Genomic DNA, 8,971 nt, shown 5'->3' on the forward strand with positions numbered 1-8,971 from the left:
CACCGCCTACCGCGCGATCATGCAGGCCGGGCTGGCCGACCGCCTGGCCGGCGTCCGCTGCTGCGTCTCCGCCGGTGAGTCCCTGCCGGCCGCCGTCTGGGACGCCTTCCACACCACGGCCGGACTGCGGCTGATCGACGGCATCGGCGCCACCGAACTGCTGCACGTCTTCATCTCCGCCGCCGACGGCGAGATCCGCCCCGGCGCCACCGGCCGCCCGGTGCCCGGCTACCGGGCCGCCGTCCTGGACGAGGACGGCCGGCCCGTCCCCGACGGGCAGCCGGGCCTGCTCGCCGTCAAGGGCCCGACCGGCTGCCGCTACCTGGCCGACGACCGGCAGCTCAGCTACGTGCGCGACGGCTGGAACATCACCGGCGACACCTACATCCGCGACACCGACGGCTACTTCTGGTTCCAGGCCCGCAGCGACGACATGATCGTCTCGGCCGGGTACAACATCGCCGGCCCCGAGGTCGAACAGGCCCTGGCCGCCCACCCCGACGTCGCCGACTGCGCCGTCGTCGCCGCCCCCGACCACCACCGCGGCACCATCGCCAAGGCCTACGTGGTGCTGCGCCCGGGCGCCGCCGCCGGCCCGGCCACCGCCGCCGCGCTGCAGGACTTCGTCAAGCGGACCATCGCCCCGTACAAGTACCCGCGCGCGGTCGAGTTCGTCACCGAACTGCCGCGCAACTCCAGCGGCAAGCTCCAGCGCGCCGAACTCCGCCGCCGGGCCCGCGGCGCCACCGGCTGACCGACGAAAGGCACCACCATGGACCACCCCACCGCCCCCGCGCCTGCCGCCGCCCTCCCGTCGGTCACCGTCGAGCGCCGGGTCGAATGGTCGGACACCGATGCGGCCGGGCACCACCACTTCTCGGCCGTGCTGCGCTGGGCCGAGGCGGCGGAGGCGGCCCTGCTGCGCGGGCTCGGCCTCGACGGGCTGTTCGGGAGCATCCCCCGGGTGCACTTCGAGGCGGACTACCTGACCCGGCTGTGGTTCGGCGACACCGTCCGGGTCGAGCTGCGGGTGGACCGGGTGGGTACCAGCTCGCTGCACTACGCCTTCGACGTGCACGGCCCGGAGGGCCGCGCCGCGGCGGGCCGGATGTCGGTGGTGCACTCGGCGGCGACCGCAAAGGGGGCCGCGCCCTGGCCGGAGGAGGCCAGGAGACTGCTCACCGGGACTGGGCCGCAGCATCCGCAGACGCTGCTGTGAGATGCGGTCCGGGCCCGGCGGCCGGACCCGGCCCCGGGCTGCCCGGAGCGTCGGTCCCCGCTCGGTATGATCACCTGACCATCAGCGGAGGAAGGGTGCCCATGTCGGAGTCGACGGCCCGGCCCAGTGCCCTGATCAGCACGGTCTACGGGGAGTTCGTCCGCCGGCTGGGCGGCTGGATCTCGATCGCCGACCTGATCGGCCTGATGGCCGAGCTGGACGTCGACGGCCCCTCCGTACGTTCCGCGATCTCCCGCCTGAAGAAGGCCGGCACCCTGGTCCAGGAGCGCCGGGACGGCACCGGCTACCGGCTCGGCCCCGAGATGGCACCGGTCTTCGACGAGGGCGACCGGCGGATCTTCGGCAGCCTGGAGCCGGCCCGGCTGGCGGACGGCTGGGTGCTCGCCGTCTTCTCGGTGCCCGAGTCCGAACGCGCCCACCGCCACCAGCTGCGCTCCCGGCTCACCTGGCTCGGCTTCGGCAACGCCTCGCCGGGCGTCTGGCTCGCCCCCGCCCGCCTGCTGCCGGACGCCCGGCGGATGCTGGAACGCCTCGGGCTGAGCGAGTACGTCCACCTCTTCACCTCCGACTACGCCGGGTTCGCGGAGCTGGAGCAGGCGGTCAGCTCCTGGTGGGACTTCCCCGCCATCGAGGCCCAGTACGCGGCCTTCACCGGCACCTACCGGCCGGTCGCCGAGGAGCTCGGGCAGTACCCGCGGATCGACGAGGTCGAGGCGTTCCGCGAGTACGTGCCGATGCTCAACGACTGGCGCCGCCTGCCCTACCTCGACCCCGGCCTGCCGACCGAGCTGCTGCCCGCCGACTGGAACGCCGTCGAGGCCCGCCGGGTCTTCACCGACCTGCACCGCAGGCTCGCCGAACCGAGCCTGCGGCACGTGGTCAAGGTGACCGGCCTGGAGCCGGCCGCCGGCTGACGCCCCGGCGGGTGCCGGGGCGTCAGCCGGTCGTACCGGTCGTACCGGTCGTACCGGTCGTACCGGTCGGGTCGCCGGACGCGGGTCCGCCGGTCAGCCGTCGATCCGGTGCTGGGTCCAGAAGGACGTCAGGTCGGTCGTGGTGGCGGCCTGCGCCGCGGCCTTGAACTCGGCCGTGGTGGAGACGCCGTACCAGTGCGACTGGGCGTAGTCGTGGAGCAGCTTGGTCATCGCGGTGTCGCCGAGCACCCGGCGCAGGTCGTGCAGGGCGCACTTGCCGTAGTTGTAGACCACGGTGGAGTAGCGGGAGGAGTGCGCGTCCCAGTACGCCATCGAGTTGGTGATCTTCTCGGCGGAGGAGGCCCAGGAGGTGCTGCTCCAGCAGTTGGTCCCGGTCTTGCCGAGCGCCAGGTCGGTGGCGTAGTCGGTGAACGCCTCGTCCAGCCACGGGCTGTTGTACTCGTCGTCGCCGACGATGCCGTAGAAGTACTGGTGGCCCAGCTCGTGGGTGAGAGCGGTGGTGCTGACCAGGTCGAGGACGAAGCCGGGGTACTCCATGCCGCCGAACCAGAAGTTGTTGTCCAGCACCACGTCCGCCTCGCCGTACGGGTAGGCGCCGAACCGCTGGGCGTGCGCGTCGATCGCCGAGATCGAGGTGGACAGCATGGACTGCTCGTCGGCGGTGCTGATCCCGCTGACGCCGTAGACGTTGATCTTCACGCCGGCCGGCGAGGTGCCGGAGACCTTGGTGAACGCTCCGGCGCCCCAGGCGAAGTCACGGACCTTGCTCGCGGTCGCCTTGGTGACGGTCCGTCCGGAGGTCCCCGGGGTGTCCACCGAGGTGCCGGTGGCCGGGACGAGCAGACTCGTCGGGTGGTCGAGGGTGACGGTGAAGTCCGAGGCCAGCGAGTAGAAGGACTCGCCGTTGTTGGTGTACGGGTCGAGGTGCCAGCCGGAGCCGTCCCGGACCGCGAGGACCGGCAGGGCGTTGCCGATGAAGGCGAACGCGCCGTCCCGGCCGAACCGGTCGGCGCCGCTGGGCACCGCGATGCCGAGGTCGAAGCCGACCGAGCCGCTCTGGCCCTGGGCCAGCGGTGCGGGCAGGGTCACCTTGAGGGCGGTGCAGTTGACGGACAGCGCGGAGGCGGTGCCGCCGGTCACGTTGGTCACGGTGATCGGGGTGCTCGGGCAGCTGCCGTGGTAGTTGTCCCACAGCCGCAGGTAGACCTCGGTGAGCGCGGTGGGGGAGGCGTTGGTGAAGTTGACGCTCTCGTGGCCGGTCCAGGTGGCGCCGCTCGCGTCGCTGGTCAGGTTCACCGTGTACGCCGGGGCCGCCGGGGTGCGGGTCGGGTCGGTGGTGGGCGGGGTGGTGCCGCCGCCGGAGGCGTCGAGGGTCACGTCGTCCAGCACGAAGCTGGTCTGCAGGCTGCTGTCCTCGGTGCCGGTGAAGGCGAGGGCCACCGTCTGTCCCGCGAACGAGGACACGTCGATCGACTTCTGCACGTACCCGGCCTTGGCGTCCAGGTTGGAGTAGGTCGCCACGGTGGTGCTGCCGATCTTGGCGGTCAGCTTGTCGTAGGCGGTCGAGGTGGTGGTCTCGGCCGTGTCGATGTGCAGCCAGAAGCTCAGGGTCGCCTTGGTGCAGCCGGCCGGCAGGGTGACGGTCTGCGAGAGGTTCGAGGTGTGGGTCGAGCCGTAGCCGTTCAGCCAGGCGAAGGCGGTGCCGGTGTGGGCGCTCTGGCCGCTGCGGGAGGTGATCACGCCGCTCGACGAGGTCCAGGGCGAAGTGCCCGCCTCGAAACCGCTGTTGGCAACGGTCTGGGTAGCGGTGCAGTCGGCCGCGACGGCGGTTTGGGGCGCCGTCACCGTGGCCGCGCCGGCCGCCGCGACAAGCACGGAGCCGGCGATGAGGGATATCAGCCTGCTTCTCATCGGATCCTCTCGGGTGTGGGGGTCGCCCGTCGGACCGAAGGGATGATGGACCGTCACCTGTCGGCCGGACGGAACATCAGGAAGCGTGGCAGCAAACCCCGGCTATTGATAGGGGCATGCCAGACAATCCCGCCAGCCTTTGCCCGGCCTTGACCGTGGCCGTGATCGGCCGGTCCGGGGCGGGCCGGGCCGGGCCGGGTCGGGCTGGGGGAGTGGGGGAGATTGCGCGAGCAGTGGCGGGAGACGGTCAGCGGAACAGCGTGGCCGCGCGCGACAGGGCCGCCTCGGCCTCCGCCGGAGGCAGCGCCGTCCGGACCGAGACCACGGCGCGGACCAGCTGGTCACCGCTCTGGTACGGGAAGTCGGTGCCGAGCAGCAGCCGGTCCGCGCCGAGGGCGCGCGCCGCCAGCCGGATCGCCGGGACGTTGCCGTGCGCGACGGTGTCGTAGAGCAGTCGCCGAGCGGACGAGGTGGGCGGCTCAGCGACCTCCGGGGCCTCCCAGCGCAGGTGCTCGTCGGCCCGTGGCAGCAGCATCGGGAGCGCTCCGCCCAGGTGCGACACCACGATCCGCAGCCGCGGGAAGCGTGCCGGGTAGCCGTTCAGCAGCAGGTCCATCGCCGCCACGGTGTCCTCCACCGGTGCGCCGACCATCCAGCGCATCCGGCCGTCCGCGATCAGCGGCGAGCCGGCCGCCTGCCCCGACGGATGCAGGTACAGCACGCTGCCGCGCCGGTCCAGCTCCTCGAAGAGCGGGACGAAACCGGGATCCGTCAGCGCCCGCCCCAGCACGTCGGTGGTGAGCGTGACACCCGCCATGTCCAGGCCGTCCAGTGCCCGGGTCAGCTCCTCCAGCGCGGCGTCCAGGTGGGGCATGGGCAGGGCGGCGAAGGCCGCGAAGCGGTCCGGGTGCTGCGAGGTCACCGTCGCGTACAGGTTGTTGGCGTGCCGGGCGGCGCTCACCGCGTGGTTGCGGTCGGCGAAATGCGGCACCTGCGGCGCGACGGACAGGATCTGGCACCCGATCCCCGCCGCGTCGTTGCGCGCGAACCGCTCCGCCAGCTCCCGCTCCCCGTCACCCGCCCCGAGCCCCCGCTGACCGCCGGTGTCGGTCCGGCCGTAGGTCTCCAGCCGATCCAGGTAGGCGTCGCTCCACAGATGAGCGTGCACATCCGTGTACATGCCGCCTCCACCCGCCGTTCCTCACCGCCACCGGTCGCCGCACGTCACCGCTGCCCGCGATCGCCGCCGGTCACCGCTTCCCTTCACGCCGCCGGTCACCGCCGTTCGACCACGCCGCGGACGAACGCGGCCTGCCCGGCGTGCTGGAGATCGTCCGAGACGACGCTCACCAGCCGGACACCCAGGGTCACCGGTGGGTCCCACCGCTCGTCCACCACCCGGTCGAGGTCCGCATCGGTGAGCTCCCGCAGGTAGCGGAGCGTGGATGCGGACACCGCGTCGTGGTAACCGGTCAGCAGGTCCGGGGAGTCGACCCGGACCGCGGCCACCTGGTCGCGGGAGTGCCCGTAACCGGTCGAGCCGACGGCGAGGGGGAGCGAGAACCGGTCCGCCCAGCCCCCGGCGACCCAGATCTGCTCGCTACCGGCCACCTCCGCGACATGGTCGTCCTGAATCCGGGTCAGGTGCCAGACCAGCCAGGCGATCGAGTTGGCGTCCGGGTCCAGCCGCCGGGCCAGCTCCGCGGTGCTCAGGCCGTCGACCGCGCCGTGCACGGTCTCCCGGATCCGGCCGAACGCGTCGGCCAGCACGTCCGTGCTCCTCATGGCGCCTCCTCGACCCCGACCGCAGGACCCGCCCTGGACGAGCCCGGCGGACCTCACCGTTCCAGTGTGCGCGCCGGGCGGGCGGACGGCATCGGAGGCCGCCGCGGGCCCGGCCGGGCCCGCGACGGGGCGGCCGGGGGCGGTTGGGTCAGGGCAGCTGCTGCTCGGCCCAGATCACCTTGCCCTCGGCGGTGTACCGGGTACCCCAGCGCTCGGCGAACTGGGCGACCAGGAACAGCCCGCGCCCGCCCTCGTCGGTGCTGGCCGCGTACTTCAGGTGCGGCGAGGTGCTGCTGCCGTCGGAGACCTCGCAGATCAGCGTGCGGTCGTGGATCAGCCGGACCCGGATCGGCGGCAGGCCGTAGCGGATCGCGTTGGTGATCAGCTCGCTGAGGATCAGCTCGGTGGTGAAGGCCAGATCGTCCAGGTCCCAGTCGCTCAGCTTGCGCGCCACCACCGCGCGGATCTCGCGGACGGCGGCCGGGTCGGCGGGTACGTCCCACTCGGCGACCCGGTCCTCGGGCAGGGCGAGGGTCCGGGCCACCAGCAGGGCGATGTCGTCGGTGGGGTTGGCGGGGAGCAGCTGGGCGAGGACGTCCGCACAGGTCTGCTCCGGGGTGCGGTCGGTGCCCGCCAGCGTGCCCCGCAGCAGGTCGAGGCCGACGTCGATGTCCCGGTTGCGGTCCTCCACCAGGCCGTCGGTGTAGAGCACCAGCTTGCTGCCCTCCGCGAGTTCCAGCTCCGCCGTCTCGAACGGCAGCCCGACCAGCCCGAGCGGCGGCCCGGCCGGGACCTCGGGGAAGTCCACCGTGCCGTCGGGCCGGACCACGGCCGGCGAGAGGTGGCCGGCCCGGGCCACCGTGCACCGCAGTGACACCGGGTCGTAGATCGCGTACAGACAGGTGGCGCCGGTGATCGGGGCCTCCTCGCCGGCGCCCTGCTCCTGGTCGATCCGGTTCACCAGGTCGTCCATCAGACCGAGCAGTTCGTCCGGCGGGAGGTCGAGCGAGGCGAAGTTGTGCACCGCGGTGCGCAGCCGGCCCATGGTGGCCGCCGCGTGCACACCGTGACCGACCACGTCGCCGACCACCAGTGCCACCCGGGCCCCTGGCAGCGGGATGACGTCGAACCAGTCGCCGCCGACCCCCGCCTGCGCGGGCAGGTACCGGTAGGCCACGTCCAGCGCGCTCTGCTCGGGCAGGCCCCCCGGCAGCAGACTGTGCTGCAGGGTGACCGCCATGGTGTGCTCGCGGGTGAACCGGCGGGCGTTGTCGATGGAGACGGCCGCCCGGTTCACCAGCTCCTCGCCCAGCCAGACGTCGTCCTCGTGGAACGGCTCCCGGCGCTGCGAACGCCAGAACGTGGCGATCCCCAGGACCACCCCGCGTGCCTGCAGCGGTACCGCGAGCAGCGCGTGCACGCCCTCGGTGCGCACCCTGCCGACCCGGTCCGCATCGTGCTCCAGCCAGGCGTTCAGGGCCTCGTCGAGGTTGTCCTCGGTGACCGGCTGGCCACGCTCGAGAGCGAGTGCCCGCGGGGTCCCGGGCACCAGCGGGACGTCCTCGCCGACCGGGTAGAACGGCGCGTCCGGGAGGATGCTGCCCAGCCCGGCGCGGTACATCCGGGTCAGCGGCCCGGGTTCCTCGCCGCGCAGCACCGGTTCGGCGAGGTCGACCGTCACATGGTCGGCGAAGCCCGGAACGGTGGCGTCGGCCAGTTCCTGGGCGGTGCGGGCGACGTCCAGCGTGGTGCCGATCGTCATGCCCGCCTCGTACAGCAGCCGCAGCCGGCCCCGGGCCACGTCGGCCTTGCCGGACAGCGCGCGCAGCTCGGTCGAGTCGCGCAGCGTCGCGACCAGGCCGGGCGGTCCGCCGTTGCGGTCGGTCGGCCGGACGTTCACGGCCAGCAACAGGTCGCCCGCGGCGATCACCTCGTCGGTGACGGGCCGGGCCGAGACCAGCAGCTCGGTCATCCGGCGCTCCAGGCCGAGGTCGGTGACCTGCCGTCCCTCGGCGTCGGGCGGCAGCCCCAGCAGCCGGCCCGCCTCGTCGTTGGCGAGCAGCAGCCGGCCGTCCCCATCGATGATCAACACGCCCTCGCGGACGGCGTGCAGGACCGCGTCGTGGTGCTCGTACATTCTGGTCATCGCGGACGGGCCGAGTCCGCGGGTCTGCCGTCTGAGTCGGCGGCTGACCAGCGCGGCACCGCCGGTGGCCAGGAGCAGAGCGGCGGCCGCGCTGCCGATCAGGATCGGCAGCTGGCGTTCGGCGCTGTCGCTGACCCGGCTGGTCCTGATCCCGGCCGAGACCATCCCGACCACCGTGCCGTCGGTGTCGGTCACCGGCACCACCGCCTGCACCAGGTGCCCGATGGTGCCGTCGACCTCCTCGGTGATGGACTGGCCGGCGAGCGCGGGGGCGGTGTTCCCGACGAACTTCTTGCCGATCCGGTCCGGCATCGGGTGGGTGTACCGGATGCTGTCGGTGTTCAGCACCACGATGAAGTCCACGCCCGCCTTCATCCGGGCCTTCTCCGCGCTCGGCTGAAGGATGGCGGTCGAGTCCGGTGAACGCAGCGCCGCCACGATGCCCGGGGAACTGGCATAGGTCTCGGCCACCGCCAGCGAACGGTTGCGCGCCTCCGTCGCGGTGTCGTTGCGGGCCTGCAGGACCGTTTCGACACCCACCGCGAGCACCAGCAGCAGCACGATCACCACCTGCAGCACGAACACCTGACCGGCGACACTGCGGGTGCCCAGCGCGGACCACGGACGCCGTCTCGGCCGCGGCTGCCCGTGCCGGCCGTGTCGGCGTCCCGGTTCGGGACGCTCACGCCGGTCCTGCGGGCGTCGGCCGGTGGATTCGGGGGCGGACGGAACCCGGGACCGACCCGGAATTCGGGCCATATGCCCATGTGTACCCCTCCTGGTCCCTGGAGGCCAAGACTTCGCGCCGTGCGTCGGCCGCCTTACGGAGGGCTTACGGCGGGCTTTCGGGCCGCTTGCGGGGGACTTGAGGGGACGCGGGGGAGGCTCAGGGGGACTTGGGGGGACTTGGGAGGACTTGGGGGGAAGGAGGGAGGATCATGGGAGGGGCGTGCG

General features: G+C 72.8%; 7 protein-coding genes. 3 read left to right on the plus strand and 4 right to left on the minus strand.

All coding sequences use genetic code 11. The annotated features are described in order from the left end of the window. The 3 genes from AA75_RS45970 to AA75_RS24740 all read left to right on the plus strand — a co-directional run. Window positions 1-754: AMP-binding protein (locus tag AA75_RS45970; protein ID WP_033822429.1), on the plus strand; the 754-nt coding region annotated here is incomplete at its 5' end. 18 nt (window positions 755-772) lie between these two features. Further along, the gene (locus AA75_RS24735) at window positions 773-1,219 is read left to right on the plus strand and encodes a thioesterase family protein (protein WP_051813248.1); all 447 of its coding nucleotides are present in this window, start codon (window positions 773-775) and stop codon (window positions 1,217-1,219) included. Between the two features lie 101 nt (window positions 1,220-1,320). Continuing rightward, window positions 1,321-2,154 (plus strand): PaaX family transcriptional regulator C-terminal domain-containing protein, encoded by an 834-nt coding sequence (locus AA75_RS24740; protein WP_033822430.1) that lies wholly within the window; start codon window positions 1,321-1,323, stop codon window positions 2,152-2,154. Window positions 2,155-2,247: 93 nt separating this feature from the next. Here the strand turns inward: AA75_RS24740 and AA75_RS24745 are convergent, their stop codons facing one another. The 4 genes from AA75_RS24745 to AA75_RS24760 all read right to left on the minus strand — a co-directional run bounded on the left by AA75_RS24745 (window position 2,248) and on the right by AA75_RS24760 (window position 8,776). Further along, window positions 2,248-4,086: a M1 family aminopeptidase gene (locus tag AA75_RS24745; RefSeq protein ID WP_082526800.1), complete on the minus strand. Its 1,839-nt coding sequence runs from the start codon at window positions 4,084-4,086 to the stop codon at window positions 2,248-2,250. A gap of 247 nt (window positions 4,087-4,333) precedes the next feature. Continuing rightward, complete coding sequence (locus tag AA75_RS24750) at window positions 4,334-5,266, minus strand: amidohydrolase family protein (RefSeq protein WP_033822432.1); 933 nt, start codon at window positions 5,264-5,266, stop codon at window positions 4,334-4,336. Window positions 5,267-5,361: 95 nt separating this feature from the next. Continuing rightward, window positions 5,362-5,871 (minus strand): DUF664 domain-containing protein, encoded by a 510-nt coding sequence (locus AA75_RS24755; RefSeq protein WP_033822433.1) that lies wholly within the window; start codon window positions 5,869-5,871, stop codon window positions 5,362-5,364. Window positions 5,872-6,019: 148 nt separating this feature from the next. Beyond that, window positions 6,020-8,776, minus strand: coding sequence for a SpoIIE family protein phosphatase/ATP-binding protein (locus AA75_RS24760; protein ID WP_082526801.1), 2,757 nt, complete (start codon window positions 8,774-8,776; stop codon window positions 6,020-6,022). Window positions 8,777-8,971 lie beyond the last annotated feature (195 nt).

Origin of the sequence: Kitasatospora sp. MBT63, from assembly GCF_000710465.2 — a bacterium.
In the GTDB taxonomy this organism is placed as follows: Bacteria; Actinomycetota; Actinomycetes; order Streptomycetales; family Streptomycetaceae; genus Kitasatospora.